General features: G+C 63.2%; 28 protein-coding genes. 19 read left to right on the top strand and 9 right to left on the bottom strand.

Translation table 11 applies throughout. From position 1 onward, the window contains the following. Nucleotides 1–70 precede the first annotated feature (70 nt). Together ACLRDN_RS19975 and ACLRDN_RS19970 are read left to right on the top strand one after the other, a co-directional pair. A complete protein-coding gene (locus ACLRDN_RS19975) occupies nucleotides 71–841 on the top strand; it encodes an SDR family NAD(P)-dependent oxidoreductase (RefSeq protein ID WP_413457714.1) in 771 nt (256 codons plus the stop codon). Nucleotides 842–851: 10 nt separating this feature from the next. Then, nucleotides 852–1,652, top strand: a complete 801-nt coding sequence (locus ACLRDN_RS19970; RefSeq protein WP_413457713.1) for an SDR family NAD(P)-dependent oxidoreductase — start codon at nucleotides 852–854, stop codon at nucleotides 1,650–1,652. Between the two features lie 108 nt (nucleotides 1,653–1,760). Here the strand turns inward: ACLRDN_RS19970 and ACLRDN_RS19965 are convergent, their stop codons facing one another. Beyond that, entirely contained in the window at nucleotides 1,761–2,669 is a 909-nt protein-coding gene (locus ACLRDN_RS19965) for a LysR family transcriptional regulator (RefSeq protein ID WP_413457712.1), read from the bottom strand. A gap of 192 nt (nucleotides 2,670–2,861) precedes the next feature. Here ACLRDN_RS19965 and ACLRDN_RS19960 point away from each other — a divergent pair, with 192 nt between their 5' ends. The 4 genes from ACLRDN_RS19960 to ACLRDN_RS19945 all read left to right on the top strand — a co-directional run bounded on the left by ACLRDN_RS19960 (nucleotide 2,862) and on the right by ACLRDN_RS19945 (nucleotide 7,850). After that, nucleotides 2,862–3,989: a sigma-54-dependent Fis family transcriptional regulator gene (locus tag ACLRDN_RS19960; RefSeq protein WP_413457711.1), complete on the top strand. Its 1,128-nt coding sequence runs from the start codon at nucleotides 2,862–2,864 to the stop codon at nucleotides 3,987–3,989. A 266-nt stretch (nucleotides 3,990–4,255) separates the two neighbouring features. Further along, the gene (locus tag ACLRDN_RS19955) at nucleotides 4,256–6,541 is read left to right on the top strand and encodes an EAL domain-containing protein (protein WP_413457710.1); all 2,286 of its coding nucleotides are present in this window, start codon (nucleotides 4,256–4,258) and stop codon (nucleotides 6,539–6,541) included. Further along, complete coding sequence (locus tag ACLRDN_RS19950; RefSeq protein WP_413457709.1) at nucleotides 6,538–7,434, top strand: phosphate/phosphite/phosphonate ABC transporter substrate-binding protein; 897 nt, start codon at nucleotides 6,538–6,540, stop codon at nucleotides 7,432–7,434. The genes ACLRDN_RS19955 and ACLRDN_RS19950 overlap by 4 nt, the downstream gene beginning before the upstream one ends. A 35-nt stretch (nucleotides 7,435–7,469) precedes the next feature. Beyond that, nucleotides 7,470–7,850, top strand: a complete 381-nt coding sequence (locus ACLRDN_RS19945; protein ID WP_413457708.1) for a gamma-glutamylcyclotransferase — start codon at nucleotides 7,470–7,472, stop codon at nucleotides 7,848–7,850. Nucleotides 7,851–7,863: 13 nt separating this feature from the next. Here the strand turns inward: ACLRDN_RS19945 and ACLRDN_RS19940 are convergent, their stop codons facing one another. Together ACLRDN_RS19940 and ACLRDN_RS19935 are read right to left on the bottom strand one after the other, a co-directional pair. Further along, nucleotides 7,864–8,349 carry a glutathione peroxidase gene (locus tag ACLRDN_RS19940; RefSeq protein ID WP_413457707.1) on the bottom strand — a complete coding sequence of 162 codons (486 nt, stop codon included), beginning with the start codon at nucleotides 8,347–8,349 and terminating at the stop codon, nucleotides 7,864–7,866. 84 nt (nucleotides 8,350–8,433) lie between these two features. Continuing rightward, nucleotides 8,434–9,462 carry a type IV pilus twitching motility protein PilT gene (locus tag ACLRDN_RS19935; protein WP_413457706.1) on the bottom strand — a complete coding sequence of 343 codons (1,029 nt, stop codon included), beginning with the start codon at nucleotides 9,460–9,462 and terminating at the stop codon, nucleotides 8,434–8,436. 72 nt (nucleotides 9,463–9,534) lie between these two features. Here ACLRDN_RS19935 and ACLRDN_RS19930 point away from each other — a divergent pair, with 72 nt between their 5' ends. From ACLRDN_RS19930 to ACLRDN_RS19910, 5 genes are all read left to right on the top strand, one after another. Next, entirely contained in the window at nucleotides 9,535–10,236 is a 702-nt protein-coding gene (locus tag ACLRDN_RS19930) for a YggS family pyridoxal phosphate-dependent enzyme (protein ID WP_413457705.1), read from the top strand. Nucleotides 10,237–10,321: 85 nt separating this feature from the next. Continuing rightward, nucleotides 10,322–11,134: a pyrroline-5-carboxylate reductase gene (proC, locus tag ACLRDN_RS19925; RefSeq protein WP_413457704.1), complete on the top strand. Its 813-nt coding sequence runs from the start codon at nucleotides 10,322–10,324 to the stop codon at nucleotides 11,132–11,134. Continuing rightward, on the top strand, nucleotides 11,134–11,892 hold the full coding sequence (locus ACLRDN_RS19920) for a peptidoglycan DD-metalloendopeptidase family protein (protein ID WP_413457703.1): 759 nt from the start codon (nucleotides 11,134–11,136) through the stop codon (nucleotides 11,890–11,892). Before proC ends, ACLRDN_RS19920 begins: the two co-directional genes overlap by 1 nt. Before the next feature lie 59 nt (nucleotides 11,893–11,951). Further along, the gene (locus tag ACLRDN_RS19915) at nucleotides 11,952–12,179 is read left to right on the top strand and encodes a hypothetical protein (RefSeq protein WP_088755680.1); all 228 of its coding nucleotides are present in this window, start codon (nucleotides 11,952–11,954) and stop codon (nucleotides 12,177–12,179) included. Between the two features lie 125 nt (nucleotides 12,180–12,304). Continuing rightward, the gene (locus ACLRDN_RS19910; RefSeq protein ID WP_413457702.1) at nucleotides 12,305–12,667 is read left to right on the top strand and encodes a hypothetical protein; all 363 of its coding nucleotides are present in this window, start codon (nucleotides 12,305–12,307) and stop codon (nucleotides 12,665–12,667) included. 69 nt (nucleotides 12,668–12,736) lie between these two features. On the opposite strand, the gene ACLRDN_RS19905 is transcribed toward ACLRDN_RS19910, so the two are convergent. Together ACLRDN_RS19905 and ubiA are read right to left on the bottom strand one after the other, a co-directional pair. Beyond that, nucleotides 12,737–13,396: a thiopurine S-methyltransferase gene (locus ACLRDN_RS19905; protein ID WP_413457701.1), complete on the bottom strand. Its 660-nt coding sequence runs from the start codon at nucleotides 13,394–13,396 to the stop codon at nucleotides 12,737–12,739. Between the two features lie 56 nt (nucleotides 13,397–13,452). After that, nucleotides 13,453–14,307 carry a 4-hydroxybenzoate octaprenyltransferase gene (ubiA, locus tag ACLRDN_RS19900; protein WP_413457700.1) on the bottom strand — a complete coding sequence of 285 codons (855 nt, stop codon included), beginning with the start codon at nucleotides 14,305–14,307 and terminating at the stop codon, nucleotides 13,453–13,455. A 296-nt stretch (nucleotides 14,308–14,603) separates the two neighbouring features. Here ubiA and ugpB point away from each other — a divergent pair, with 296 nt between their 5' ends. The 6 genes from ugpB (at nucleotide 14,604) to ACLRDN_RS19870 (ending at nucleotide 19,750) form a co-directional block, all read left to right on the top strand. Then, a complete protein-coding gene (gene ugpB / locus ACLRDN_RS19895; protein WP_413457699.1) occupies nucleotides 14,604–15,917 on the top strand; it encodes a sn-glycerol-3-phosphate ABC transporter substrate-binding protein UgpB in 1,314 nt (437 codons plus the stop codon). A 175-nt stretch (nucleotides 15,918–16,092) separates the two neighbouring features. After that, nucleotides 16,093–16,977, top strand: a complete 885-nt coding sequence (ugpA, locus tag ACLRDN_RS19890) for a sn-glycerol-3-phosphate ABC transporter permease UgpA (protein WP_145604535.1) — start codon at nucleotides 16,093–16,095, stop codon at nucleotides 16,975–16,977. A gap of 52 nt (nucleotides 16,978–17,029) precedes the next feature. Further along, nucleotides 17,030–17,881, top strand: a complete 852-nt coding sequence (ugpE, locus tag ACLRDN_RS19885; RefSeq protein ID WP_034341291.1) for a sn-glycerol-3-phosphate ABC transporter permease UgpE — start codon at nucleotides 17,030–17,032, stop codon at nucleotides 17,879–17,881. 34 nt (nucleotides 17,882–17,915) lie between these two features. Next, entirely contained in the window at nucleotides 17,916–19,010 is a 1,095-nt protein-coding gene (locus ACLRDN_RS19880; RefSeq protein ID WP_413457698.1) for a sn-glycerol-3-phosphate import ATP-binding protein UgpC, read from the top strand. Between the two features lie 90 nt (nucleotides 19,011–19,100). Further along, nucleotides 19,101–19,391, top strand: a complete 291-nt coding sequence (locus tag ACLRDN_RS19875) for a nucleotidyltransferase family protein (protein ID WP_343725779.1) — start codon at nucleotides 19,101–19,103, stop codon at nucleotides 19,389–19,391. Further along, nucleotides 19,388–19,750, top strand: a complete 363-nt coding sequence (locus ACLRDN_RS19870; RefSeq protein ID WP_413457697.1) for a DUF86 domain-containing protein — start codon at nucleotides 19,388–19,390, stop codon at nucleotides 19,748–19,750. The genes ACLRDN_RS19875 and ACLRDN_RS19870 overlap by 4 nt, the downstream gene beginning before the upstream one ends. A gap of 36 nt (nucleotides 19,751–19,786) precedes the next feature. Here the strand turns inward: ACLRDN_RS19870 and ACLRDN_RS19865 are convergent, their stop codons facing one another. After that, a complete protein-coding gene (locus ACLRDN_RS19865) occupies nucleotides 19,787–20,734 on the bottom strand; it encodes a LysR substrate-binding domain-containing protein (protein ID WP_413457696.1) in 948 nt (315 codons plus the stop codon). 244 nt (nucleotides 20,735–20,978) lie between these two features. On the opposite strand from ACLRDN_RS19865, the gene ppk2 reads away from it, so the two are divergent. After that, a complete protein-coding gene (ppk2, locus tag ACLRDN_RS19860) occupies nucleotides 20,979–21,890 on the top strand; it encodes a polyphosphate kinase 2 (protein ID WP_209534339.1) in 912 nt (303 codons plus the stop codon). 110 nt (nucleotides 21,891–22,000) lie between these two features. On the opposite strand, the gene ACLRDN_RS19855 is transcribed toward ppk2, so the two are convergent. Further along, nucleotides 22,001–22,543, bottom strand: a complete 543-nt coding sequence (locus ACLRDN_RS19855) for a hypothetical protein (protein ID WP_413457695.1) — start codon at nucleotides 22,541–22,543, stop codon at nucleotides 22,001–22,003. Then, a complete protein-coding gene (locus ACLRDN_RS19850; RefSeq protein ID WP_413457694.1) occupies nucleotides 22,540–22,863 on the bottom strand; it encodes a hypothetical protein in 324 nt (107 codons plus the stop codon). Before ACLRDN_RS19850 ends, ACLRDN_RS19855 begins: the two co-directional genes overlap by 4 nt. A gap of 9 nt (nucleotides 22,864–22,872) precedes the next feature. On the opposite strand from ACLRDN_RS19850, the gene ACLRDN_RS19845 reads away from it, so the two are divergent. After that, nucleotides 22,873–24,030 carry a metallophosphoesterase gene (locus ACLRDN_RS19845; RefSeq protein WP_413457693.1) on the top strand — a complete coding sequence of 386 codons (1,158 nt, stop codon included), beginning with the start codon at nucleotides 22,873–22,875 and terminating at the stop codon, nucleotides 24,028–24,030. Nucleotides 24,031–24,034: 4 nt separating this feature from the next. Here the strand turns inward: ACLRDN_RS19845 and ACLRDN_RS19840 are convergent, their stop codons facing one another. Further along, entirely contained in the window at nucleotides 24,035–24,991 is a 957-nt protein-coding gene (locus ACLRDN_RS19840; RefSeq protein ID WP_413457692.1) for a GlxA family transcriptional regulator, read from the bottom strand. Nucleotides 24,992–25,083: the final 92 nt, after the last annotated feature.

Below are 25,083 nucleotides of genomic sequence, written 5' to 3'. Positions count from 1 at the left end.
CTGCGAACGACGAATTAAAAACGGCGGCCCCTTTCCCTCTTCCGGGGCCGCCCATATCCACGGAGACAATATGAATCGCAATGATAGCGGCGCCCGCGTGGCGCTCGTGACGGGCGGAGCCATGGGCATCGGTGCCAGCATTTCCGCACAGCTGGCCGCCAAGGGGCACACCGTCCTGGTGGCCGACATCAACCTGGAAGCGGCGTCCAAGACCGCCAATGCGCTGGTGGCCGCCGGCCATCGTGCTGCCGCTCTGCAGATGGATCTGGGCAGTCCGGAGGCGATTGCCCAGGCCTTCGCCCACATCGAGAAGGATTACGGACGCTGCGACGTGCTGGTCAACAATGCGGGTGTGGCGCGCACTTATTCCTTCCTGGACTATCCCCTCGACAACTGGCTGCAGACCATGAACGTCAACGTGACCGGCGTGCTCTTGGCGGGCCAGCACGCGGCGCGTCTGATGGTCAGGCACGGGTGGGGGCGCATCGTCAACATCTCATCCATCTCGGGCATCCGCGCCGGTGCCGGCCGGACGGCCTATGGCACCTCGAAGGCGGCGGTCATCGGGCTCACGCGCCAGATGGCCATCGAGCTGGCGCAGTACGGCATCACCGTCAACAGCGTCGCACCTGGTCCTGTCGATACGCCCATGACCCAGGCCATGCATTCGGAGCAGACGCGCGAGAGCTATTACCGCCTGGTCCCGATGCGCCGTTATGGCACCACCGATGAAATCGCTTCGGCGGTGTGCTACCTGGCGGCCGAAGAATCAGCCTATATCACCGGCCACGTCATTCCGGTCGATGGCGGCTTCGTTGCCGGCGGCGTGCTGGAAATCTGAGAGGACATCGATGGACAAGCTCATGCAAGACAAGGCCATCATCGTCACCGGTGCCGGTTCGGTGGGCGAGGGCTGGGGCAACGGCAAGGCTGCCGCCGTGCTGTATGCGCGCGAGGGTGGCCGGGTGCTGGCGGTGGATCGCAGCATCGAAGCCGCATTGGAGACCCAGGAGATCATCCGCCGTGAAGGCGGCGTGTGTGAAGTGCTGGCGGCGGACGTCTCGCGCAGTGCCGATGTGAAGGCCATTGCAGAGGCGGCCATGGCGCATTTCGGGCGGATCGACGTCTTGCACAACAACGTCGGCATCGCTGAAGTGGGCGGGCCGGTGGAGACCAGTGAAGAAAGCTGGAACAGGCTGGTGGCCGTGAACCAGACCAGCCTGTTCCTGACGCACAAGTACGTGCTGCCCATCATGGAACAGCAGAGGAAGGGCGCCATCGTCAACATTTCCTCGATGGCGGCGTTGCGCTGGATCGGTTTTCCCTACCTGGGCTATACGGCGACCAAGGCGGCGATCCTGGCCTTCACCAAGAACGTGGCGTCGCAGTATGCGCCCATGGGCATCCGCGCCAATTGCGTGCTGCCCGGCATGATGGATACGCCCATGATCCGCGAGCCGCTCAAGGCTTCCTATGGGGGTGACATCGAGGAGATGCGCGCCAAGCGCAATGCGCAGTGCCCGATGGATTTCATGGGGGATGCGTGGGACGTCGCGCATGCGTCGCTGTTCCTGGCGTCCGACCGCGCGCGCTACATCACGGGGCTGGACATGATCGTCGATGGCGGGCTGTCGCTGCGCTGTGTGGGATGAGTGTGGCTTGCTGAACCTTGTTTGTTGACCGTGGCCAGGCGGGCGTGGAAGCCGACCTGCTGCGGTTTGATGCCCGGGCGTCCAAGAGCGTCCGGGCTTTTTTTATCTTCAGGCTGTGGAGGACGTGGTTTGCATTCTCCCCCACACCTCCACCGCCGTCTCTGCAAACGTCCGTATGCAGGGATTGGTATTCTCCCGGTTCCAGATCACCGCCACCTCCACCGTCGGCGCACCGATGAGCGGCTTGAAGACCGTGGTGTCCAGGTGCATGGCCTGCATCGAGGTCGGCACCAGCGCCACGCCCAAACCTTCGCCGACCAGGTTGACGATGGTCTGCTGCAGGTTGGTCTCCAGCACGATACGCGGACGGAAACCGTGCAACTGGCAATGCTGCCGGATCAGGTCATACACCACCGGCGCAATCGGGCGCGGAATGCTGATGAAGGCATCCTCGGCCAGCTCGGCGGCCGAGATCTCCGGCTTGTGCGCCAGCCGGTGACCGCGCGGCAGCACCGCCAGCAAGGGTTCGGCATAGATGGTGTGGCTGTCGAGCCGGCGGCAGTCCTCGGGGCGATACATGATGCCCACGTCGATCTTCTCATCCTCGATGTCGGTGGCCAGCAGGTTGGGCACATATTCGCTCAGGCGCATGTCCACCTCCGGATAGGCTGCCGAATAATGGCGCGTCACCGCCGGCAGGATGTTGTAGGCCGAGGACATCATGAACCCCACCTTCAGCGCACCACTCTGCCCGGTGCTGGAGGAGGCCACATTGCGCTTGGCCCGCTCCAGTGCCTTGAAAATTTCTGTGGTGTCGCGATAAAAATATTTGCCCGCCGCCGTCAGCTGGATGGCGCGTTTGCTGCGGTCGAACAATTGCGCGCCCAACTCCTTCTCCAGCGCCGCAATCTGCCGTGTCAGCGGCGGTTGCGAGATATGCAGCAATGCCGCCGCGCGTCCGAAATGCAGGGTTTCTGCTACGGTGCGGAAATAGGTGAGGTGTCTCAATTCGATCATTTGATACCTTCAAGGTATTGATTCTGTCTGTACATTGTATTGGAAGTCATGGATCGGACTGGCTATTCTTTGCCGCAGACGTGCCGTTGCGACACGTCTCCGGGCCCGCCACAGGCGGCTTCCCGCGCATAAAGAACCGGCCCCGAGGGAAGCCGGCTCGATAAAAAAAGCAGTCCAAGACAGGAGACCATCATGCCGACCACCCCGGTAGCGCAGCCCTTGCCTGACAGTGACCTTTGCCTCACCCCCGCCCCCCCTTCGGCTAGCCCGCGCCACGCCCCGCGCTATCGCGACATCGGCCAGCTCGCCGCCGGCGACGAGCTCATGCGCGACCTGGTCGAGCGCGGCAAGCGCCTCATCGATCGCGGCATTCCCGTCCTGATTTTGGGCGAGACCGGTACCGGCAAGGAATACCTCGCGCGCGCCCTGCATGACTACAGCGCGCGCCGCCGCGCCAGCTGGATCGCCATCAACTGCGCCTCCATCCCCGAGAGCCTGGCCGAAAGTGAATTGTTCGGCTACGCCAAGGGGGCCTTCTCGGGTGCGCTCCCCGGCGGCATGAAGGGAAAGGTCCAGCAAGCCGATGGCGGCACGCTCTTCCTCGATGAAATCGGCGACATGCCCTTTGCCCTGCAGACGCGCCTGTTGCGCGTGCTCTCCGAACGCGAGGTGATTCCGCTGGGCGCATTGCGTCCGGTTCCAGTGGATGTGCAACTGATCTGCGCCACCCACCAGGACCTCAAGACCCTGGTCGCCGAAGGCCGCTTCCGGGAAGACCTGTATTACCGCATCGCCGGCGGCGTGCTGCGTCTGCCAGCCCTGCGCGAACGCAGCGACCGGCGCGCGCTGGTGATGCAGATGATTGCCGATGAGCTTGGCCAGGCGGCCGACGAGAGCGTGATCGATCCCGCCGCCCTGCAGCGCCTGCTGGCCTATCCCTGGCCGGGCAACCTGCGCCAGTTGCATGCGGTGATCCGCTACAGCTGCGCCGTCATGAATGACGGCCGCATCACCCTGCGTGACCTGCCGGAAGAACTGATGCAGTTCCAGCCCGTCACGCTGGCCCAGGTGTTGCCGCTGCACCGTCCGGCATCGCGCATGGAAGCCGAGGGCAGCCGCCAGGCCAATGCCGCCGATCCAGGGCGTGATGAACGCACCCGCGTCATCGAAGCCTTGAACGGCAGCCGCTGGAACATCTCCGCCGCCTCGCGGCAACTGGGCATGTGCCGGGCCTCGCTGTACCGCAAGCTGCGCCAGCTGGAGATTCCCCATGTACGCGATCAGGCCATGCCGGCGCATGCCGCCTACGCTGTTGCCTGAAACGCTATAAATCATTTGCGGCAAATCTGATGCATGGCAAGCGTGCTCCCCCGGTGCTCTTGCCAGCATTAAATTTCTGTTAATGCTCGCGCGTTTGTCATTCACTTGAAATAAATGCCCGCTACCCTCAGCAAGTCAAAAAGGGACAAGCAAAGGTGCCAGTCTCGGCACCATGATCAGGCGGGTGGGGATTGCGTAAGCCGTTATCGTTCGAGCCACAAGGGCTGCTGACCAGACTGCTCGCGGGCAGGGGCGTGTCGGCGGGGATGGTGCTGCTCGCCGTGGGCGCATTGTCGCTGCTGTGGTATTTCACGCTGATCCGCATCGAGAACGAAAAACAGCTGGCCATCGCCGGCTCGGTGGCCGATAGCCGCAACGTGGCCGCCATCGTCTCGGCCAATCTGGATGAAGTGCTGGGCAAGACCCTGCTGTATTCGCGCATCGGGCAGTCCATGCTCAATGGCGAGCAATCGTCCTCGGCGTATTTCAATCCGCTCTTCAACGGTGATTCCGCCTACCTGCGCGTAGCCATGTTCGATGCGCGCGGACGGCTGGTCTATTCCTCGGCACGCCAGAAGAGCGAGCCGGAACTGAGCCGTCTCATCAATGCCGGTTTCATGAGTACGCTCACCAGTACCGGCGAACAGAACCCGATGATCATCAAGCCGCCCATGAACCGCGACGGCTACAGCTGGCGGGTACCGCTGCTCATCCCGCTGCAGGATGGCAAGGGCACGCTGCAGGGATTCTTCGCCGCCATTCTCGATCTGGGCTATTTCCTCAAGACCTATGAAGAGGTCAGCGTCGATGGCGCCAGCCGCATCGAGATCATCAACACGGCCGGCCTGCAGCTGGCCGAACTGTCCGGCGGCATCCTCTCGGGCGGCTCCAACTATGCCGGGCAGGAGTACGCCACCTTCCTGCTCACCGGCAAGGGCGATGGCCTCATCCATGCGCTGCGTCCGGGGGATGCGGCCCAGCATGTGGGTGTGCAGCGGCGGTTGGCGCACTATCCGCTGGCCGTGGTGGTCAGCCGCGACCAGCAGGTATTGCTGGGCAAGCTGTGGCCGGCGCACCGCCAGTATTACCTGCAGGCCATCCTGATTTCGCTGCTGGTGGTGGTGCTCTCGGGGGGACTGATCACCATGGCGCACCGGCGTCGCTTCCTCTACGAGAAGCTGCTCTTTTCGGAGCGCGAGAAGAGCGGCCTGATCCAGCAACTGGAACAGGAAAAGAGCCGCGCCTATCAGCTGGCCTCGCACGACTACCTGACCGGCATCCCCAACCGCATGCTGTTCCATGAACTGGCGGCCACCGAACTCTCGCGGGCGCGGCGCAGCCGCAACCTGTATGCGCTGTTCTTCCTTGACCTGGACAAGTTCAAGCTCATCAACGATACCCAGGGCCATGCCGTGGGCGATGCGCTGCTGCAGGAAGTAGCGCGCCGCCTGCGTGCGGCCGTGCGCGAATACGACCTGGTGGCGCGTCTGGGCGGCGATGAATTCGTGGTGCTGGTCTCCGAGATCCGCAGCGAGGAAGTCGTCGCCGAGATCGCCGACAAGCTGGTCGAAACCCTGCGCGCCCCGTATCCCGACCTGCTGGGCTGCGAGGTGCAGACCGCGCCCAGCATCGGCATCGCCCTTTATCCGCGCGATGGCCAGAGCATCACCACCCTGATGACCAATGCCGACTCCGCCATGTACACCGCCAAGAGCGCCGGCAGCGGCCTCTATCGCTTCTATGATGCCTCGCTCAATGCGATTGCGGTGCGCGGGCTGGAGTTGCTGGGCCGCTTCCGCCAGGCCCTCAAGGAAAACGAATTCTGCCTGCACTACCAGCCCAAGGTGGCCCTGCAGGATTATCGCGTGGTCGGCGTTGAAGCCCTGATCCGCTGGCAGCATCCCGAGCACGGCCTGATCTATCCGGGCGAATTCATCGGCCTGGCCGAGACCCACGACCTGGTCCAGCCGCTGGGCCACTGGATCATCGAGGCGGTGTGCCGTCAACTGGCGCAATGGCGCGACGACGGCCTGCCGCTGGTGCCGGTGGCCATCAATGTCTCGGCCAAACAGTTGAATGACCAGAGCCTCATCGCCACCGTACGCGAATCGCTGCAGCGCCACCAGTTGAACGCGCAATGGCTGGAGATCGAGGTCACCGAAAGCTGCTTCATCACCGACCTGGAACAGGCGCGCCAGACCCTGGAAAAGCTGCGCGACGAAGGCCTGCGCATCTATCTGGATGACTACGGCACTGGCTATTCCAGCCTCAGCCACATCAAGGCGCTGCCGGTCTATGCGCTCAAGATCGATCGCTCCTTCGTGCGCGACATCCGCAACGACAACAGCGACGGCATGATCGTCGCCTCCACCGTCACGCTGGCCCGCAATCTCGGACTGAAGGTGGTGGCCGAGGGCGTGGAGACGCGGGAACAACTGATGCATCTCAAACTGATGGGTTGCGACGAGGTGCAGGGCTTTTACCTGCAGCGTCCGGTCGCCGCCGCGCAGCTGGCGCCGCTGCTGCAGAAAGGCTGGTTCGATTTCACATGAAGACCTTCGTCGCCACACTGGCCCTGGCGGCCCTCGCGGCCGGGATGATCTGCGTCTCCAGGCCCGCCATGGCCGCACCCAAAACGGCTTGCGAACGGCCGCAGCGGCTGCGTTTTTCCTTCGTGCCGCAGGGGCGCGACATCGACCAGCAGTCCGCCTTCGGCCCGCTGGTGGAGGAACTGCGCGAACGGCTGAAGATGCCGGTGGACGTGATCGTCCCGACTTCCTACGGGGGTGTCATCGAGGGGCTCATCGCCGGTGCCATCGATGTGGCGCGGCTGGGGCCGGCGTCCTACGTGACGGCGCGCAAGGGCGATGCGCAGATCACGCCCTTTGCGTCGATGGAGCAGGTGGAGCCCAATTTTGCGGCGCAGGGTGGCGTGTCGGCGGTGTATTACTCGCTGCTGATCACGCGCCAGCAGGGGCCGTATGACAGCGTGGCCTCGCTCAAGGGACGGGTGCTGGCGTTGGCCGACCCGGACAGCACCTCGGGCGCGCTGATCCCGCGCCATCTCTTTGCGCGCCAGTACAAGCTGCAGTTCGACCAGTATTTCTCGCGCATCGGCTATTCAGGCAATCATGAGAAATCGGTCATGGCCGTGCTGAACCACAATGCCGATGCGGCTTTCGTGGCCAGTACCAATCTCTCGCGCATGATCAGCGACGGCCAACTCAAGAAGAGCGATGTGCGGGTACTATGGCGGTCCGGGCCGATTCCGTTCGACCCCTTCGTTTATCGCGGCCAGTTGTGCGCCGATATCCGCAACAAGATCCGCGAGGTCTTCCTGGACAAGAACGCGCTGCGCGTGAAGCTGGCCCTGGACAACCTGCGTGCCACCCACTTCGTGCCGGTGCGTGACGCGGATTACCAGATCATCCGTGCCTTGCCGTAACGGCGCACTGCACGGCGCTTTGCAGGAGAGACGCTGTGCCCAAGGTGTTCGTCTATGGTTCGCTCAAGCGCGGGCAATCCAATGCTTTCATGATGGACGGTGCGCAGTTCGTGGCACCGGCCCGCAGCGTGCAGTGCTGGCGGCTGGTGGCCTTGCCGCATTATCCGGCGCTGGTGTGGGAGGAGGGGCCTTGCCGCATCTCAGGTGAAGTGTGGGAGGTGCCCGGGACCATGATGGCCGAACTGGACCGCTTCGAGGAAGTGCCGGTGCTCTACACGCGGCAGGAGATTGAGGTAGAGCTTGAAGCGGCGGATGCTGCGCAGTCGGGCCGCTTGCTGATGGCCCATGCGTATTTCATGCCGGCCGCGCTGGCGGCTGCCGGGCAGGAGCTGCACGCGGGCTGCTGGCCGGCATGAAGAGGCGCGTGGCTTATTCGGCCAGCAGCGTTTCGATATCGGAAATCATTTCCTCAGGGCGCGTCTGCGGCGCATAGCGCTTGAAGACGGTGCCGTCACGGCGCACCAGGAACTTGGTGAAATTCCATTTGATGGCCTTGCTGCCCAACAGGCCCGGCGCTTCCTTCTTCAGGTACTGGTAGAGCGGATCGGCCTGCTCGCCATTGACATCGATCTTGGCAAAGAGCGGGAAGCTCACGCCGTAATTCTTTTCGCAGAAGGCCCCGATTTCTTCGGCCGTGCCCGGCTCCTGCGCCCCGAACTGGTTGCAGGGGAAGCCCATGACTTCCAGCCCGCGCGCGTGGAACTGGCGGTGGATGGCTTCCAGCCCGTTGTATTGCGGCGTGAAGCCGCACTTGCTGGCGGTATTGACGATGAGCAGCACCTTGCCGCGCAGCTGTTCCAGCGGGAAGGGCGTCTGGTCGGCCAGCTTGGGCTGGAAATCGTAGAGAGTGGTCATGGATCGTTCCTTGAAGCTTGCATCGATGTGGCCGCCATTCTAAACCGCGGCGGGCGGGCTTGCTTGGGCTGCACGCTGCGGCCCTCAGCCCGTCATGCCCTGTGCGCGTGCGGTGGCCACACTGATGCGCCCCTGCTGTACCAGCGCGGCCAGGCTGGCCTGCAGCGTCTGCATGCCCTGCGCGGCACCGGCCTGCATGGCCGAAAGCAGTTGCGCGCTGCGTCCTTCGCGGATCAGGTTGCGCACCGCCGCCGTGGCCACCAGCACTTCATGGGCCGCCACCCGCGCGGCGCCGTCAGCGGCCGGCAGCAGGATCTGGGCGACTACACCCTGCAGTGCCTCGGCCAGCAGGGCGCGCGCAGTGTCCTTCTCGCCTTCGGCGAAGGCATCGATGATGCGGTCCACCGCCCGCGCGGCCGAGGCTGCGTGCAGCGTTGCCAGCACCAGATGGCCGGTTTCGGCGGCGGTCAGGGCCAGGCGGATGGTTTCCGTGTCACGCAATTCTCCGACCAGCAGGACATCCGGATCTTCACGCAGTGCCGCCCGCAGGGCCTGCGCGAAACTGGCAACGTGGGTGCCGATCTCGCGCTGGCTGACCAGGGCGCGGCCGGGCGCGTGCAGGTATTCGATGGGATCTTCGAGGGTGAGGATGTGGACCGGGCGCGTCTCGTTGATGAGCCGCACCATCGCCGCCAGGGTGCTGCTCTTGCCCGAGCCGGTCGGCCCGCTCACCAGCACCAGGCCGTGCGGGCGCGCAGCCAGTTCGGCACAGGCGGGTGGTGCGTGCAACTCGGCCAGTGCCGGCGGCTGCTGGCCCAGCGGGCGGATGGCCGCCGCCGGGCCGCGTTGCTGGTGGAAGGCGTGGATACGGAAGCGGCCCAGGCCCGGCAGCGCCAGTGCGAAGTCGCAGTCGGCCCCGGCGCAGTAGCGCGGTTGCAGGGGCGCGGGCATCACGGCCAGCAGGGATTGCTGCAGGTGAGGGCCGTCCAGCGGCTGCAGGTTGATGCGGCGTATCGCCCCGTGGACCCGCAGCAAGGGGGCCAGCCCCGCACAAAGATGCAGGTCGGAAGCCTGATTCCTGACGGCAAATGCCAGTAGGGTGGCAATGTCCATTTATAATCCCGGCAAGGTTGGACCAACAATATCGTTATCTCCCTGCAGGCTGCCCCTTCCGGCTCCCGGATTATGTCGTCAATCGCTCAACACTTGCAACACGTGCAACAACAGATCGCCCAGGCCGCCGGCCAGGCCGGGCGGGCGCCGTCCTCGGTGCAACTGCTGGCCGTATCGAAGACCTTTGGGCCCGAGGCGGTGGCTGAAGCTGTGGCCGCCGGCCAGCGCTCCTTTGGCGAAAATTATTTGCAGGAAGCGCTCGACAAGATCGCCGCGCTCCCCGCCCTGGTGCCGGAGACGCCGCTGCAATGGCATTTCATCGGCCCCATCCAGAGCAACAAGACCCGGCCCATCGCCGAGCACTTCGACTGGGTGCATTCGGTGGACCGCCTCAAGATCGCCCAGCGGCTGTCGGAACAGCGGCCTTTGGAACTGGGCGCACTCAACATCTGTCTGCAGGTGAACATCAGCGCCGAGGCCAGCAAGAGCGGCCTGAGCCCGGAAGAATTGCCCGAGGTCGCGGCCCAGGTGGCGCAATTGCCCCGGCTGCGGCTGCGAGGCCTGATGGCGATTCCGGCGCCCAGCGACGATATGAAGCAACAGCGCGCCGCCTTTGCGGCGGTTCGCGGCCTGTATGAACAATTGCGCGCCAGCGGACTGCCGATGGACACTCTGTCCATGGGCATGTCGGCCGACCTGGAGGCAGCGGTGGCCGAAGGGGCCACCATCGTGCGGGTCGGCAGTGCCATCTTCGGGGCAAGGCATTACGCCTGACGGTAGCGCGAAGGTGCCGGAAATGGCCCCTATGAAGTTTTGAACCCAACAGCAACAGCCTCAAACAAAGACACAAGGAGCGGAAGTGAAGATAGCGTTCATCGGCGGCGGCAACATGGCAGCGGCATTGATCGGCGGATTGGCCGGCAAGGTCGCGGCCGCAGAAGACATCCACGTGGTCGACCCCAATGCCGACGCGCTGCAGGCGCTCAAGGACAAGTTCGGTGTGACGACCGCGCAGTCCATCGACGGCGCCCTCGCCAACGTGGATGTGGTGGTGCTGGCGGTCAAGCCGCAGCAGATGCGCGATGTGGTGGCCAGCCTGAAGCCTTTCGTCGGGGCCCAGCTGATCGTCTCCATTGCCGCCGGCATCCGCATGGTGGACCTGTCGCGCTGGCTGGACGGCCACCAGGCCATCGTGCGCGCCATGCCCAATACGCCGGCGCTGATCGGCCGTGGCATCTCCGGAGTAGTACCGCATGAGCAAGTCTCGACCCTGCAGCGCGCGCAGGCCGATTCCATCCTCAAGGCCGTGGGCGAGACCCTGTGGCTGGACAGCGAAGAAAAGCTCGACGCCGTCACCGCCGTCTCCGGCAGCGGCCCGGCCTACGTGTTCTACTTCCTCGAAGCGATGGAGCAGGCGGCAGCGCAATTGGGCCTGTCGCCGGAAGACGGCCTGCAACTGGCCAAGGCGACCTTCGCCGGTGCCACCGAACTGGCGCGCCGCTCCGATGAATCGGTGGCCACGCTGCGCGAGCGCGTGACCTCCAAGGGCGGCACCACCTATGCCGCGCTGACCAGCCTGGAGCAATCGGGCGTGAAGGGGGCCATCGTGCAGGCCCTGCAAGCCGCCGCCCATCGCAGCAAGGAGCTGGGCGACGAGTTCGGCAAGGCCTGATGGGACAGGCTTACCGCTTCCTGGCCCTGCTGGCGGCCTTGCCGCTGGCGTCCGTGCTGCTGCTCTCCGGCTGCGCCTCCACCGCCGACAGCGAGGGCTATTACACGGTCAAGCGCGGCGACACGCTCTACAGCATCGGCCGCGACTTCGACCAGAGCCCGGCCAACCTGCGCAGCTGGAACCGCCTGCGCAATCCCGATGACCTGGAAGTTGGCCAGCGCATCCTGGTGCGTCCGCCGGCTGGCGTGGTGGCGCGTACTGGTGCCGGGCAGACGCCGCGTGCGTCCGGCTCTTCCGGGGCCGAGAGCACGCCGCGCAAGCCTGCCGCCAAGCCCGCCGCCAAGCCTGCACCGAAGTCGCAGGATGACGATGACGCCCCGGCCCCGGCCGATGCCAAGCTGGACTGGATGTGGCCCACGCAGGGCAAGTCCGCGCCCAGTGCTGACAGCTACAAGAAGGGCATCGACATCGCCGGCACCCAGGGCCAGACGGTGGTGGCTGCCGCCGCAGGCAAGGTCACGTATGCAGGGCATGGCATTCGCGGCTACGGCAACATGGTGATCATCAAGCACACGCCGCAGCTGCTGTCGGTGTATGCGCACAATGCGACGATCACGGTCAAGGAAGGCCAGATGGTCACGCGCGGCCAGCAGATCGCCACCATGGGCAACAGCGACACCAACAAGGTCAAGCTGTATTTCGAAATCCGCCGCAACGGCAAGCCGGTCAACGTGATGGCGCTGCTGCCGGCGCGTTGAGGCCGACGGCGACGCAGGCGCGTTGCCGGCTTCAATCCCATCAAGAATCAGGAATCCACATGGCCAAACTGGAAGACATCGTGCGCCGGCAAAAGACCGGCGCCACCTTCGTCATCAGCGCACAGATGCTGCAGATGACCCCGCGCGACTTCGATGCACTGGCCCAGGTCTGGGACGACGAGGGCGGCCCCGGCTTCAACGTGGCCGGGGTGCCGTTTCGGGTGGTGGTGGAGGGGGAGTTCCTCATCAGCCGGGTGACGGTGGTGAGGACGACGGCTGAGGTGTAATACGCCTGTCGACATCCTTCGATCTTCTTCCATCAATTGCGCTGCTGTTTTTGGCGGGCTCAAGGGATCTTGTATATACGAGGCTGGGCGCGATGCCCGTCATGCCAACTTAACAGGAGCCTTAAATGAGCAAGCCGAAGAAGATCATGGAGTCGACGCGCAATCTCAAGAAAGCCGTTTCCGGTCGGGACACGATACAGGCCGAGGCTGTGTCAAAAGAGTCCGAGGTTGAGATTGAAGAATCCGTGACCTTGCAAGCCATGTCGATCCGAGTGGACCACGAACTGATCGAGACCTTCAAGCAGATTGCCCGCATTCATCACATGCCGTACCAGCCGCTGATGCGTGAAGCCTTGCGGCGCTTCGCCGATGCGCAAATGAAGTCGATCTTGACCGCTGTAGCGGACGCCTGCCAGGAAGTTGGTCAACAGGGAGGCAAGAATACCATCGAGATCAAATTGGAGCATCCCTATCGCCGTACGGCGTAATACATCAGCCGGGAGCACTGGGCACAGAGGCATGGCGGACTTCGTTTTGTCCGCCATGCGTCCAGTCAATCAACGCATCCGCTCCAATCGATACACCACCGTATCGAGCGCCCGCAATCCGCGCTCCAGGAACTTGGGTTCCTTCTCCAGGATATCGCGCCGGTCGATGGCCACCGCCTCGCTGTGCGATGCGTAGAGGCGCAACACTTCTTCTTCGGCCACCGAGAACGGCGGGCCTTCCATTTTTTCCTGATCGTATTCCAGCGTGATCAGGAGGCTGCGTGCCTGGGCTGGCAGCCGTCCATAAATCTCTTCCACGTAGCGCGCACGCATGTCCGGGGGCAGGGCGATGAGGGCGGCGCGGTCATAGGCACCGGCACAGTTGGCCAGGGTGGCATCGTCCAGCGCGAAGATGTCGCCGCAGATCAGTTCGATCTGTCCCGCCACGTAATGGCGGCCCTGCGCGCTTTCATGCACTGCCGGGGTCAGCTGGTGCTCGCTGAAGAACTGGGTGATGGCCAGTTCCGACAACTCCACCCCCAGCACGCGATGGCCCTGTTCGGCCAGCCACAGCATGTCCAGCGATTTGCCGCACAAAGGCACCAGTACCGTGCTGCCGGCCGGCAGCGCCAGTTGCGGCCAGTATTTCTGCAGCAGCGGGGTCACCCGCGACTGGTGAAAGTGCGTGCGTCCGTCGCGCCAGCGTTCGAGCCAAAATTCCGCTTTCATCCCGTTTCCTTTGAATTTGCGCCAGGCAGCCGCAGTGCCTGGCAGGCATCAATGCATCAGCGCACCAGGTAATCGAGCGCGACACCGGCGAAGATCGCCGCGCCCAGCCAGTTGTTGTTGTTGAAGGCGGCGAAGCAGCGCATGCGGTCGCGTTCGCGGATCAGGGTGTAGTGATACACGGCAAAGCCGCAGGCCACCAGCATGCCTGCCGTGAACCACAGGCCCAGTCCGTATTTCAGGCCGACCACCCAGATCAGCGCCAGCGCCGCCACGTAGCACAGCATGATGGCTGCGACATCGTAGCGGCCAAAGGTGATGGCGGAGGTCTTGATGCCGATCTTGAGATCGTCGTCGCGGTCCACCATCGCATACTCGGTGTCATAGGCCACGGCCCAGAAGATGTTGGCCACCAGCAGCACCCAGGCCGCCAGCGGCACGCTGCCGGTCACGCTGGCAAATCCCATCGGAATGCCGAAGCCGAAGGCAATGCCCAGGTAAGCCTGGGGGATGGCGAAGAAACGCTTGAAATACGGATAGCTGCCCGCAATGATCACGGCCGCCACCGACAGTTGCAGCGTGAGCGCATTGAGCGGCAGGATCAGCAGGAAGGACACCAGCGCCAGCACCCCGGCCACCATCAGCGCTTCCCACGATTTGATCTTGCCGGAGGTGAGGGGGCGCTGTTCGGTGCGTTTCACATGCCGGTCGAAGTCGCGGTCGGCATAGTCGTTGATGGCGCAGCCGGCCGAACGCATCAGCACCGTACCCAGCACGTAGATCACCAGGATGCGCCAGTCGGGTACGCCCCCCGAGGCCAGCCACAGCGCAATGAGCGTGGGCCACAGCAAGAGCAGGATGCCGATGGGTTTGTGGGCGCGCACCAGCAGCGCGTAAAGCCTGAGCCTGTCCATGGAATGTCCGCAAAATCGAAAGTCCGCATTATAATTCGCGTCGCCGTTTCCGCACTGTCGTGCTTTTCAAGGCTTGTTTGCTGATGAGCTGACAAAGTGCTGACAGTGGATGCGGTGTGCTACACATCAGCAGAACTTATAAAAACGAATTCTTATTTTCCGAGACATCCCCCGGGTTTCGTGCTGCACGGCCACATGCATTTCTTTTGCCCAAAGCCGGCAGTACGGCTAATGTAACGCGGCTGTCATGGAGCGTTGTTAGCATCAAAACCCCTTTTTCCGAGAGGTCCCCTCTGATGAACATGATGAAAACGCTGATCGCGACCGGTGTCCTGGCGACGATCACTTCCTCTGCCTTCGCTGCAACCGAGATCACCTGGTGGCATTCCATGACCGGCGCCCTGGGCGAACGCGTCAATGCCCTGGCCGACGACTTCAACAAGACCCAGGGCGATTACAAGATCGTGCCGGTCTACAAGGGGACCTACGACGAATCGATGTCGGCCGCGATTGCCGCCTATCGTGCCGGCAATGCGCCCAACATCCTGCAGGTGTTTGAAGTGGGCACCGCCACCATGATCTACGCCAAGGGCGCGGTCAAGCCGGTCTATGAAGTGATGCAGCAGGCCGGCGAGAAGTTCGACCAGAATGCCTACGTGCCTGCGGTGGCCGGTTACTACTCGACCCCGAAGGGCATGATGTCCTTCCCCTTCAACAGCTCCACCACCATCATGTTCTACAACAAGGACATGTTCGCCAAGGCCGGCCTGGATCCGGAAAAGCCGCCCGTCACCTGGCAGGAATTCGTCGGCATGGCCGCCAAGATCAAGGCCAGCGGTGCCTCGTGTGCTTACACCACGACCTGGCAATCCTGGGTGCATTTGGAATCGTTTTCAACCTGGCACAACGTTGAGCTGGCGACCAAGAACAACGGCTTCGGCGGCCTCGATGCGCGCCTGAAGATGAACAGCCCCCTGCACGTGCGCCACATCGAGAACCTGTCGAACTGGGCCAAGCAGGGCTACTTCACCTATGCCGGCCGCAAGGACGAAGGCAATGCCAAGTTCAATGCGGGCGAGTGCGCCATCATCACCGGTTCGTCCTCGGCCTATGCCGATATCCGCAAGAACGCCAAGTTCAAGTTCGGCGTAGCGACCCTGCCGTATTACAACGACGTGGACGGCGCACCGCAGAACACCGTCATCGGCGGTGCCTCGCTGTGGGTCATGAACGGCAAGAAGAGCGAAGAGTACAAGGGCGTGGCCAAGTTCTTCAGCTATCTCTCCAAGCCGGAAGTGGCCGCCAAGTGGCACCAGGACACCGGTTACCTGCCGGTCACCAAGGCCGCCTACGAGCTGACCAAGAGCTCCGGTTTCTATGAGCGCAACCCGGGCACCGACGTGGCCGTCAAGCAGATGATCGTCAAGACCACCGAGAAGTCGCGCGGCCTGCGCCTGGGCAACTACGCCCAGGTCCGCACCGTCTTCGACGAGGAACTGGAAAACGTCTGGACCGGCAAGAAGACCGCCAAGGAAGCCCTGGACTCCGCCGTCAAGCGCGGCGACGAACTGCTGGTCCGCTTCGAGAAGGCCAACAAGGGCAATCAGTAAGTCTCATCAGCAAGCCCTCCCGTCCCGCGTGAACGCGGTGACGGGGCTGGAACCGGCGGTGTGCTCCGTGATCGCGGAGGGCAGCGCCGGCTTCCGTTTTGGGATGTCAGTAAGCTGACCTCCGTTTCCGATTCATTCAACTTCTGCGGCCAGGCGATCCCTGGCTGGAACGATCGTGGAAAAACGCGCGCGATTCACCTCGAAGTGGTTGCCTTATCTGCTGGTGGCACCGCAGATCATCATCACTTTGCTGTTCTTTTTCTGGCCGGCCGTGCAGGCTCTGGTTCAGTCCATGCTGCTGCAGGATGCCTTTGGCGGCTATTCCGAATTTGTCTGGTTCGACAATTTCAAGACGCTCTTCGCCGACCCGACCTATCTCGAATCCTTCCGCACCACCGCGCTCTTCTCGGCGCTGGTGGCCTTCTTCGGGCTGGCGCTCTCGCTGCTGCTGGCGGTCTTCGCCGACCGCGTGCGCCGGGGCGCTTCGGTCTACAAGACTTTCCTGATCTGGCCCTATGCGGTCTCGCCGGTGGTGGTGGGGGTGCTGTGGATGTTCCTGCTGAGTCCCTCGCTGGGCATCCTCTCGCACGTGCTGGCCTGGCTGGGTTTGCCGTGGGATTACATGATCAATGGCACGCACGCCATGATCCTCATCGTCATTGCCGCCATCTGGAAACAGATCAGCTACAACTTCCTTTTCTTCCTGGCCGGCCTGCAATCGATTCCCAAGTCGCTCATCGAAGCGGCGGCCATCGACGGTGCAGGTCCGGTCAAGCGCTTCTTCACCATCGTCTTCCCGCTGATCTCGCCGACCACCTTCTTCCTCTTCGTGGTCAACGTGGTCTATGCCTTCTTCGACACCTTCGTCATCGTCGACGCCACCACCCACGGCGGTCCCGGCAAGGATACCGAGATCCTGGTCTACAAGGTCTTCACCGATGGCTTCAAGGGCGGCGACCTGGGGGGCTCGGCGGCGCAATCGGTGGTGCTCATGGCACTGGTGATCCTGCTGACCGTGGTGCAGTTCAAGTACGTTGAAAAGAAGGTGCAATACGCATGATGCCCATCGCCAACAACGCTTTCCTGATCTTCCTCACTGAAGAGGTGGCCGCATGATCGAACGCCGTCCCGTCCTCGATTTCCTCAGCCACGTGGTCCTGGTGCTGGGCGTACTGATCGTGTTCTTCCCCCTGTATGTGGCCTTCGTGGCCAGCACCCAGACTGCCGAGCAGTCGGCCCTGTCGCCGCTGTCGCTGGTGCCGGGCGGGGAATTCATCAACAACTACAGCGCCGTGCTCTTCAAGGGCGCGGCCGGGCAGGTCACCGCACCGCCGGTGCTCAACATGCTGTGGGTGAGCCTGGCCACGGCGCTCATCATCGCCATCGGCAAGATCTCCATCTCCATGCTGTCGGCCTTTGCCATCGTGTATTTCCGTTTTCCGGGGCGGGGGCTGTTCTTCTGGATGATCTTCGTCACGCTGATGCTGCCGGTGGAAGTGCGTATTACGCCAACCTACCAGGTGGTGTCCGATCTGGGCATGCTCAACAGCTATGCAGGCCTGAGCGTGCCGCTGATCGCATCGGCCACAGCCACCTTCCTGTTCCGCCAGTTCTTCCTGACGGTGCCCGATGAACTGGCCGAAGCCGCGCGCATCGACGGGGCCGGGCCGCTGCGCTTCCTCAAGGATGTGCTGTGGCCGCTGTCGCGCACCAATGTCATTGCGCTGTTCGTGATCATGTTCATCTATGGCTGGAACCAGTACCTGTGGCCGCTCATCATCGCCACCGACACCAGCATGTATCCCATCGGCATCGGCATCAAGACGCTCATTTCCGGCGGTGATTCGGCGGTGGAATGGAACCTGGTGATGGCCACCATGATCCTGGCCATGCTCCCGCCCGGGCTGGTGGTGGTGGTGATGCAGAAATGGTTCGTCAAGGGCCTGGTGGATTCCGAGAAATAATTTATATCATTCCGAGAGTTAGAGACTGACAATCATGGCAGCAATTCATCTCAAGCAAGTCCGCAAGACCTATGGCGCCGGCACCAAGGCCGTCGACGTGATCCATGGCATCGATGCCGACATCGCCGATGGCGAATTCATCGTCATGGTCGGCCCCTCGGGCTGCGGCAAGTCCACGCTGCTGCGCATGGTCGCGGGGCTGGAAGAGGTCAGCAGCGGGCAGATCGTCATCGGCGATCGCGTCGTCAATGACCTGGAACCCAAGGAGCGCGACATCGCCATGGTATTCCAGAACTATGCGCTCTATCCGCACATGACGGTGTACCAGAACATGGCGTATGGCCTGAAGATCCAGGGCCTGTCCAAGACCGAGATCGACGAGCGCGTACAGCGTGCCGCCGCCATCCTGGAACTGGGCGCGCTGCTGGAACGCACGCCGCGCCAGCTCTCGGGCGGCCAGCGCCAGCGCGTAGCCATGGGGCGCGCCATCGTGCGCAAGCCCGCCGTGTTCCTGTTCGACGAACCGCTCTCCAACCTGGACGCCAAGCTGCGTGTGCAGATGCGGCTGGAAATCCAGAAGCTGCATGCCAGCCTGCGTACCACCAGTCTCTACGTGACCCACGACCAGGTCGAGGCCATGACCCTGGGCCAGCGCATGATCGTGATGAATCGCGGCGTGGCCGAACAGATCGGCACCCCGGCCGAGGTCTATGCCCGTCCGGCCACCACCTTCGTGGCCAGCTTCATCGGTTCGCCGCCGATGAATTTGCTGCAGGGCAGCCTGTCGGCTGACGGGTCCAGCTTCGAGGCCAGCAGCGGCGAGGCCACCGCCTCCGTGCGCCTGCCGCAGCCGGTGGCCGGTGCCGCCGGCCAGGAGCGCATCCTGGGCGTGCGGCCGGAACACCTGCTGCCCATCCTCGACGGCTCGGCCGCGCAGCTTTCACTGGAAGTGGAGCTGGTCGAAGCGCTGGGGGCGGAATTGCTGGTGCATGCGCGCTGCGGCGGACAATCGCTGGTGCTGCGTTGTCCGGCCAATGTGCCGGTCAGCACCGGTCAGCGCATCGGGGCGTCCTTTGGGGCGGGGGATGTGCATTGGTTTGATGTGACGACGACCAAGCGTTTGGGTTGATCTGGTGGGGCGTTGTGGCGCAGAGCAGGGCCGGTTGCCTCTGCTCCGGGCTTCACCTATGATGAACGCCTTACCGAGGAAGATCACGCCATGAAACCTTCTGAAGCCCTTGCCTCCCATCGCGCTGCCATCCGGCAAGTCGTGGAAGCGCATCACGCGCGCAACGCCAGGATATTTGGTTCGGTCCTGCATGGAGAGGATACCCAGAGCAGTGATCTCGATCTCCTCATCGATCCGACGCCGGAGACGACGCTCATGGACGTCGCCGCCATTCAGGTAGAACTGCAGCGCTTGCTGGGGGTGACGGTTGACGTACTGACGCCCAAGGCACTGCCCGAGGCTGCCCGTAACCGGATTCTGGCGGAGGCCCGGCCGGTATGAACAGATCCGGGCGCGTGCCCGATTATCTCGACCACATTCTTGACGCCATAGCGCGCATCGAGCGCTATACGGCCGATATGGTGGAAACGGTCTTCCTCGACAGCGAACTGGTACAGGATGCCGTCATCCGCAATATTGAAATCATCGGCGAGGCCGCCAACAATGTCATGCGGGTTGATCCGGAGTTCGCCACCCGCAACGACCATATTCCGTGGATGATCATGTACACGATGCGCAACCGTGTCGCGCATGGATATGACAAAGTGGATGTCGGTGTCGTCTGGAAAACCATACAGCGCGATCTACCCCCGCTGTATCGTGACGTCCATGCCTTGAGGACTGCGTTGTCAGCGCCTTGATGGCGCTGACATCTGATGGGGTGTGCGTGACAGCTCCTAGTTGGCCGCCGCCGCTTCGTCCACCAGCATTTCCACTCCATTGAGCTTGCACGCCAGCACCGCCTGATGCACGGTGTCGATGGCCGCCTGCCGCGTAAAGCTCTTGCGCCAGGCGATGACCACGCGGCGCGAGGGGGCCGGTGCCACGAAGGGCACATAGCGCACCATGCCTTCGCGCGTATCGGCGTCGGGAATGGAGGCGCGCGGCAGCACGGTCACGCCGATGCCGGAGGAGACCATGTGACGGATGGTCTCCAGGGACGAGCCTTCGAAGGTGCGGGCGATGCCATCGCCATTGGTGGAGAAGCGCGACATCTCCGGGCACACTTCCAGCACCTGGTCGCGGAAGCAGTGACCGTTGCCCAGCAGCAGCATGGTCTCGCTCTTGAGTTCACGGGCATCGATTTCCTTGCGCTCGGCCCACTTGTGCTGGCGCGGCAATGCCACCATGAATTCCTCATCGTAGAGCGGCAGCACGTTGAGGCCATGCTCGGGGAAGGGCAGGGCCATGATGGCCGCATCGAGTTCGCCCTGGCGCAGCAGTTCGATCAGGCGCGTGGTGAAATTTTCCTGCAGGATCAGCGGCATCTGCGGCACCCGCTCGATCATGGTCTTGACCAGCGAAGGCAGCAGGTAGGGGCCGATCGTGTAGATGATGCCCAGGCGCAAGGGACCGGAAAGCGGATCCTTGTTCTGGTTGGCGATTTCCTTGATGGCGGCGGTCTGTTCCAGCACGCGCTCGGCCTGGGCCACGATCTGCGCGCCCAGCGGCGTGACCGAGACCTCGGTGCCGCCGCGCTCGAAGATGACCACGCCCAGCTCGTCTTCCAGTTTCTTGATGGCCACCGACAGCGTGGGCTGGGCGACGAAACAAGCTTCTGCTGCATGGCCGAAATGCTTCTCCCGCGCGACGGCCACGATGTATTTGAGTTCTGTAAGTGTCATGCTGTTATGCCGGAATCGTTTTCGGGACTATAGCGTATTTTCGACCGGCTGGTTCTGTGCGGCATCATGGCGCTTTCCCACCCGTTGGCGCAGGATGGAGGGTCTAGCGCCCGGGCGGGCGGCCCGGGACTGCCTTGTTATCGGCCTGTCATGTCTTGGTCACAATGGGCAGGTATGTTGTCACGCACTTTTCAGGCGAAGGGGAGTGCAGCGTTCGCCACTTTATCTTGGATACGAGGACATGATGGATAAGGAAGAACTGGTCAAGCGCGTCCACCGCGAACTGGCCGACAGCTACGACGAAGAAATGGAACTGGAGCTGGAAGACCGCACTGTCGATCCGGTCACCGGCGAATTTTCCAGCGCCCACGGCAGCGAGGAAAAAGAATACCGCCGCCTGTATTTCCGCGAACTGTTCCGCCTGCAGGGCGAACTGGTCAAGCTGCAGGACTGGGTGGTGCAGACCGGCCACAAGGTGGTGATCGTCTTCGAGGGACGCGACGCGGCCGGCAAGGGCGGCGTCATCAAGCGCATCACCCAGCGCCTGAACCCGCGCGTGGCCCGCGTAGCGGCGCTGCCGGCACCCAACGACCGTGAACGTACGCAATGGTACTTCCAGCGCTATGTGTCGCACCTGCCGGCGGCCGGCGAAATCGTGCTCTTTGACCGCAGCTGGTACAACCGTGCGGGCGTGGAGCGCGTGATGGGCTTCTGTACCGATGAACAGTACGAGGAATTCTTCCGTTCGGTGCCCGAGTTCGAGCGCATGCTCACCCGTGCCGGCATCCAGGTCATCAAGTACTGGTTCTCGATTACCGATGAAGAGCAGCACCTGCGTTTCCTCTCGCGCATCCACGATCCGCTCAAGCAATGGAAGCTCAGCCCCATGGACCTGGAATCGCGCCGCCGCTGGGAGGAATACACCAAGGCCAAGGAAGTGATGCTGGAACGCACCCACATTCCGGAAGCACCCTGGTGGATCGTGCAGGCGGTGGACAAGAAGAAGGCCCGCCTGAACTGCATCAGCCACCTGCTGCAGCAGATGCCTTACGCGGAAGTGCCGCATCCGACCGTGCAACTGCCCGAGCGTGAACGCCATGAGGATTACGAGCGCCATCCGGTGCCCGATTCCATGATCGTGCCGGAGATTTACTGATCGGCAGAGCAAAGCGCCTCAACAAAAATGGCCGGAGACTAAGCTCCGGCCATTTTTGTTTGGATGGTGCGACGGGCTGCGCCGCAGACTATCCCGAAGCGCTATCAGGCTCAGTCGAAGTACTTGGAAATGACTTCACCGAAAGCCTGTTCAGCCGACATGCCATTGAGCATCAGCTTGCTGATCTCATCGGAATGCTGGTTGATTTCATCGGGCAGCATATGGCGGTTGGCCTTGAAGTAGGCGTACTTCTCGCCATCGACCGCTTCGCGCGCACGGGCTGCGGCGGTGGTGGGGCGGGCGGTGCCGGCGGCGCTGGGGGCCGAGGAGGCGCGGGCCGAACGGGGCGTACTGCGGGTGCCGCTGCCGCCGGTGGCGACGATGCGCTTGATCTGGTCGAGGGTGAAGATGGGGGTCACGTTGCCGGGACCGAACTCGGTTTCTTCGGCGCGGTGCAGGTGGTGGTTGCCATCGAAGGCCATCTTCTTGTCGAAGCTGTTGATGACTTCATAGTGCGGCTTTTGCACCGAACCGAACATGCTGAAATGGACACGGTCGCCGTAGGAGGTCATCTGGGTAATCACGCCGTTGAGGAATTCGGCCTTGATCGCCTCGACGTTGCCATGCCAGCGTTTGGTTTTGCTTGAACTCAAAATAACTCTTCCAATGATGCAGGCGCGGCCTGGTGTCGATGCTCTAGCCATCGATGCGGCAAAAACGCCGCCAAGGTCGCGCGAATTAAAAACGGGGGGATAGAGGCAATATTATCCTCCTCCGCGCGTCTTCTTGCATGCCTGTGGCGGACTTTTTCTTCATGTGGCCGTTTCTGCTGCCTGCCGATGAGCCATTTTGGGCAGGATTTACGAGGTTTTCGCAGAAATTGCTTGAAAAGCATCCCTCTTGCCTTCATATGTTTGCTTTCCGGCAAGCTCCGGCCGGCCTTCTCAGCCGCGGGCGATGTTTCCTCTTTCAAAGGTTTTCCATGCGCCGTAGCCTCTTCTCGCTGTTGACCGTCCTCGGCCTGCTGGCCGCCCTGCATGCCTGGATAGGCTGGCAGCTGCTGCCGGCCCTGACCACCCACGCGGGCTGGATCACGCTGGGCGCAGTGGTGCTGCTGCTGTCCTTCCTGCTCATGCCGGTGGCGCTGGCCGTGCCCTACCTCAAGCGGCGCGGCCTGTCGGAGATCGCTGCCGACCGTATCGCCTGGGCCGGCATGCTGGCCATGGGGGCGTTCTCCTCGGCGCTGTTGCTCACGCTCTTGCGCGCGCTGGCATTGGCCGCACTGCCCTGGCTGCACCTGCCGGCCATCCAGCAGCACGAGATGGTGGAACTGAGCGCCTGGCTGGTGCTGGCCTTGACTGCAGCGGCCACCGTCATCGGCTATCTCAACGCCCGCCGTACCGCCGCCGTGGTGGAGGTCAGCGTGCCCATCGCCAACCTGCCTGCAGCGCTGGAGGGGTTCACCATCGTCCAGATCAGCGACATCCACGTCGGCCCCACCATCAAGGCGCCGTATCTGCAAGCCATCGTCGACAAGGTCAACGCCCTGCAGCCCGACGTGGTGGCCATCACCGGCGACCTGGTCGACGGCAGCGTGCGCCAGCTGGCCCCCCACACGGCACCGCTGGCGCAACTGCGGGCGCGCCACGGTGCCTACTTCGTCACCGGCAACCACGAGTACTACTCCAATGCCCACGAATGGATCGATGAAGTCCGCCGCCTGGGCGTGACCGTGCTGATGAATGAACACGTGGTCCTGCTCCATGAAGGGGCAGGCCTGGTGCTGGCCGGGGTGACGGACTACACCGCCCATCATTTCGATGAAGCCCATCGCAGCGATCCGCATGCGGCCATTGCCGATGCGCCCAGCGGGCATCCGCGCGTGCTGCTGGCCCACCAGCCGCGCAGCGCCACGGCGGCCGTCGAGGCCGGTTTCGACCTGCAACTGTCGGGCCATACGCATGGCGGACAATTCTTCCCGTGGAATTTCTTCGTGCCGCTGCAACAGCCGTATGTGGCCGGTCTCAAGCGCCTGCAGGGGCTATGGATCTACGTCAGCCGCGGCACCGGCTACTGGGGCCCGCCCAAGCGGCTGCTGGCCCCGTCCGAAATCACGCGCGTGCGCCTGACCACGCGCTGAGCGGTCATTGCTCATCCAGTCGCGCCAGCCTGCGCATGGCTTGCGGCGGTTGCCCGAACAGCCGCAAGCAGGCGCGCCGCATGCGGTCGGCATCGCCAAAGCCGGTGGCGCGTGCGATGCTCTCCAGGCTGTCCTGTGATTGTTCGATGCGCAGCCGCGCCGCTTCCGCGCGCATCTGTTCGATGGCGCGCGCCGGGGTCTGGCCGGTCTCGGCCGCAAAGCTGCGGTCGAACTGGCGACGACTGAGACAGGCCACGTCGGCCAGCGTGTCGACGGTCACTTCCTGATGCAGATGCGCGCGCGCAAAACTGAGCGCGCGGCGTATGCGTTCCGAGCCCCCATCCATTTCCTGCAAGGCCGAGAATTGCGATTGTCCGCCCGGACGGCGGTGATACACCACCAGTTCGCGCGCCACCGATTTGGCCAGTTCCGCGCCGAGGTCTTCTTCGATCAGGGCCAGCGCCAGGTCAATCCCGGCGGAAATCCCGGCCGAGGTCCAGACCTTGCCATCGCAGGAATAAATGCGGTCGCTATCCACCTTCACCTGCGGATGCATCTGCTGCAGCTTGGCCGCCATGCGCCAGTGCGTGGTGGCGCGCTTGCCATCGAGCAGGCCTGCGGCCGCCAGCACGAAGGCCCCGGTGCATACCCCGGCAATGCGGCGCGACCGGCTGGCTGCGCGCAGGATGTAGCGGCGCAGCGTTTCGGACACCAGCCCCTCGCGCGGTGCACCGCCACCGGCCACCACCAAGGTATCGAAACTGGCGCGGCCAATGCGCTCGGTCTGGATCATCGCCCCGGCCGAACTGCGGATCAGTCCGCCCGGCTCGGAGTACAGCGTGATCCGGTAGAGCGCGCGTCCACTCACGCGGTTGGCGGCATCGAAGGCCGACAGCGGGCCGGTGAAGTCGAGCATGCTGCAATCGGCAAAAATGAGAAAGGCGATGTCGCGCGCGGGCATGGTGCAGAAAACGTCAAATGGCCGGGAATGCCGGAATTATGACATTCAAGCCATGAGGCTGCACGCCACACTGCAAGGCCTGATCCTTACCG

The organism is Herbaspirillum huttiense (genome assembly GCF_047300815.1).
GTDB classification, from domain to species: domain Bacteria; phylum Pseudomonadota; class Gammaproteobacteria; order Burkholderiales; family Burkholderiaceae_D; genus Herbaspirillum; species Herbaspirillum huttiense_A.
Note: the sequence above shows the minus strand (reverse complement) of the source record. Positions and strands in the feature narration are given on the sequence as shown.

What these genes read in the sequence shown, in the direction of transcription:
- ACLRDN_RS19970 (WP_413457713.1), top strand. Translation starts at nt 852, where the DNA reads ATGGACAAGCTCATGCAAGACAAGGCCATCATCGTCACCGGTGCCGGT.
- ACLRDN_RS19950 (WP_413457709.1), top strand. Translation starts at nt 6,538, where the DNA reads ATGAAGACCTTCGTCGCCACACTGGCCCTGGCGGCCCTCGCGGCCGGG.
- ACLRDN_RS19930 (WP_413457705.1), top strand. Translation starts at nt 9,535, where the DNA reads ATGTCGTCAATCGCTCAACACTTGCAACACGTGCAACAACAGATCGCC.
- ACLRDN_RS19875 (WP_343725779.1), top strand. Translation starts at nt 19,101, where the DNA reads ATGAAACCTTCTGAAGCCCTTGCCTCCCATCGCGCTGCCATCCGGCAA.
- ACLRDN_RS19910 (WP_413457702.1), top strand. Translation starts at nt 12,305, where the DNA reads ATGAGCAAGCCGAAGAAGATCATGGAGTCGACGCGCAATCTCAAGAAA.
- ACLRDN_RS19905 (WP_413457701.1), bottom strand. Translation starts at nt 13,396, where the DNA reads ATGAAAGCGGAATTTTGGCTCGAACGCTGGCGCGACGGACGCACGCAC.
- ACLRDN_RS19840 (WP_413457692.1), bottom strand. Translation starts at nt 24,991, where the DNA reads ATGCCCGCGCGCGACATCGCCTTTCTCATTTTTGCCGATTGCAGCATG.
- ACLRDN_RS19935 (WP_413457706.1), bottom strand. Translation starts at nt 9,462, where the DNA reads ATGGACATTGCCACCCTACTGGCATTTGCCGTCAGGAATCAGGCTTCC.
- ppk2 (WP_209534339.1), top strand. Translation starts at nt 20,979, where the DNA reads ATGGATAAGGAAGAACTGGTCAAGCGCGTCCACCGCGAACTGGCCGAC.
- ubiA (WP_413457700.1), bottom strand. Translation starts at nt 14,307, where the DNA reads ATGGACAGGCTCAGGCTTTACGCGCTGCTGGTGCGCGCCCACAAACCC.
- ACLRDN_RS19960 (WP_413457711.1), top strand. Translation starts at nt 2,862, where the DNA reads ATGCCGACCACCCCGGTAGCGCAGCCCTTGCCTGACAGTGACCTTTGC.
- ugpB (WP_413457699.1), top strand. Translation starts at nt 14,604, where the DNA reads ATGAACATGATGAAAACGCTGATCGCGACCGGTGTCCTGGCGACGATC.
- ACLRDN_RS19865 (WP_413457696.1), bottom strand. Translation starts at nt 20,734, where the DNA reads ATGACACTTACAGAACTCAAATACATCGTGGCCGTCGCGCGGGAGAAG.
- ACLRDN_RS19975 (WP_413457714.1), top strand. Translation starts at nt 71, where the DNA reads ATGAATCGCAATGATAGCGGCGCCCGCGTGGCGCTCGTGACGGGCGGA.
- ACLRDN_RS19880 (WP_413457698.1), top strand. Translation starts at nt 17,916, where the DNA reads ATGGCAGCAATTCATCTCAAGCAAGTCCGCAAGACCTATGGCGCCGGC.
- ACLRDN_RS19965 (WP_413457712.1), bottom strand. Translation starts at nt 2,669, where the DNA reads ATGATCGAATTGAGACACCTCACCTATTTCCGCACCGTAGCAGAAACC.
- ugpE (WP_034341291.1), top strand. Translation starts at nt 17,030, where the DNA reads ATGATCGAACGCCGTCCCGTCCTCGATTTCCTCAGCCACGTGGTCCTG.
- ACLRDN_RS19920 (WP_413457703.1), top strand. Translation starts at nt 11,134, where the DNA reads ATGGGACAGGCTTACCGCTTCCTGGCCCTGCTGGCGGCCTTGCCGCTG.
- ACLRDN_RS19870 (WP_413457697.1), top strand. Translation starts at nt 19,388, where the DNA reads ATGAACAGATCCGGGCGCGTGCCCGATTATCTCGACCACATTCTTGAC.
- ACLRDN_RS19915 (WP_088755680.1), top strand. Translation starts at nt 11,952, where the DNA reads ATGGCCAAACTGGAAGACATCGTGCGCCGGCAAAAGACCGGCGCCACC.
- ACLRDN_RS19845 (WP_413457693.1), top strand. Translation starts at nt 22,873, where the DNA reads ATGCGCCGTAGCCTCTTCTCGCTGTTGACCGTCCTCGGCCTGCTGGCC.
- ACLRDN_RS19955 (WP_413457710.1), top strand. Translation starts at nt 4,256, where the DNA reads ATGGTGCTGCTCGCCGTGGGCGCATTGTCGCTGCTGTGGTATTTCACG.
- ACLRDN_RS19940 (WP_413457707.1), bottom strand. Translation starts at nt 8,349, where the DNA reads ATGACCACTCTCTACGATTTCCAGCCCAAGCTGGCCGACCAGACGCCC.